The sequence below is a fragment of the Bartonella sp. AA81SXKL genome (genome assembly GCF_042196945.1).
Lineage (GTDB): Bacteria > Pseudomonadota > Alphaproteobacteria > Rhizobiales > Rhizobiaceae > Bartonella.
The window spans coordinates 1-979 of sequence record NZ_JBHIRH010000125.1; the positions used below are offsets into that span (position 1 = coordinate 1).

General features: G+C 36.9%; 1 protein-coding gene and 1 pseudogene. One reads left to right on the plus strand and one right to left on the minus strand.

Features of this window, described 5'->3' with window-relative positions:
• Positions 1 to 103, minus strand: a pseudogene (locus ACFINZ_RS10015) (SCO family protein); the annotation flags it as partial.
• Positions 104 to 240: 137 nt separating this feature from the next.
• Here ACFINZ_RS10015 and ACFINZ_RS10020 point away from each other — a divergent pair.
• Positions 241 to 870 carry a DapH/DapD/GlmU-related protein gene (locus ACFINZ_RS10020; RefSeq protein WP_011180958.1) on the plus strand — a complete coding sequence of 210 codons (630 nt, stop codon included), beginning with the start codon at positions 241 to 243 and terminating at the stop codon, positions 868 to 870.
• Positions 871 to 979 lie beyond the last annotated feature (109 nt).

Sequence of the window (979 nt, forward strand, 5' to 3'; positions counted from 1 at the left end):
GTGTAAAATTATCACCTAAAGGCTTATTCTTGAACGTGTCATAAATGAAAATGCCTGCAAGAAATATGATTGTCAGCCCCAAGATGCGTATTACATTTTTCATAATTTGTCTCTCTTAAATTACTAGGAAATTCTAACACTGGCAGGTTAGTTTTGCAATCTCATGTTTCATGATTGATTGTGTTTATCAGGTGATTTGTTTTTTCATGTTATTGAGAAAAAATAATTGGTGAAAGATAAATGAATACTAAGAAAGATCTTCGATTCCGTGAGAGTCAGCCTCGTATCAATACAACAGCACGGCTGCATGGTTGTAAATTGGGGCGCTATGTAGAAATCAACGAGCGGGTGGTTTTACGTGATGTAACGGTTGGAGATTTTTCCTATTTTGAGCATAACAGTGAAGCTATTTATAGCGATATTGGGCGCTTTTGTTCTATTGCATCTCATGTCTGTGTGAATGCACTAGAACATCCCATGGAACGCCTTTCAACACATAAAATAACATATCGTCCAAATGAATATTTCCGCTATATGTCCTTAGATCGTTCCTTTCGTGAAAGGCGTTGTGAAAAGCGTGTTACCGTTGGTCATGATGTATGGATTGGACATGGTGCGGTTATTATGCCTGGGGTGGCAATTGGACATGGCGCTATCATTGGTACTAACGCTGTTATAACAAAAGATATTTTACCTTATACGATTGTTGCTGGTGTTCCTGCAAAACCGTTGCGGATGCGCTTTCCCGATAATGTGATTCAGACACTTTTGGAGATGGCTTGGTGGAATTGGCCACTTGATAAAATTTATAATGCGTTGTCTGATATGCAAAACTTACCCATCGAGGTTTTTATTCACAAATGGAAGTAATATTAAAATAAAATGAAAAAATGTTTTTATAATTTAGAAAGGGAGTTTCTTTATGTATATGCTAAGCTTTGCTTACAAAATTATCGAGCACTCGTTTTTCTCCTGCTTT

Excerpts from the sequence above, each read along its gene's own strand:
- ACFINZ_RS10020 (WP_011180958.1), top strand. The coding sequence starts at position 241 with ATGAATACTAAGAAAGATCTTCGATTCCGTGAGAGTCAGCCTCGTATC.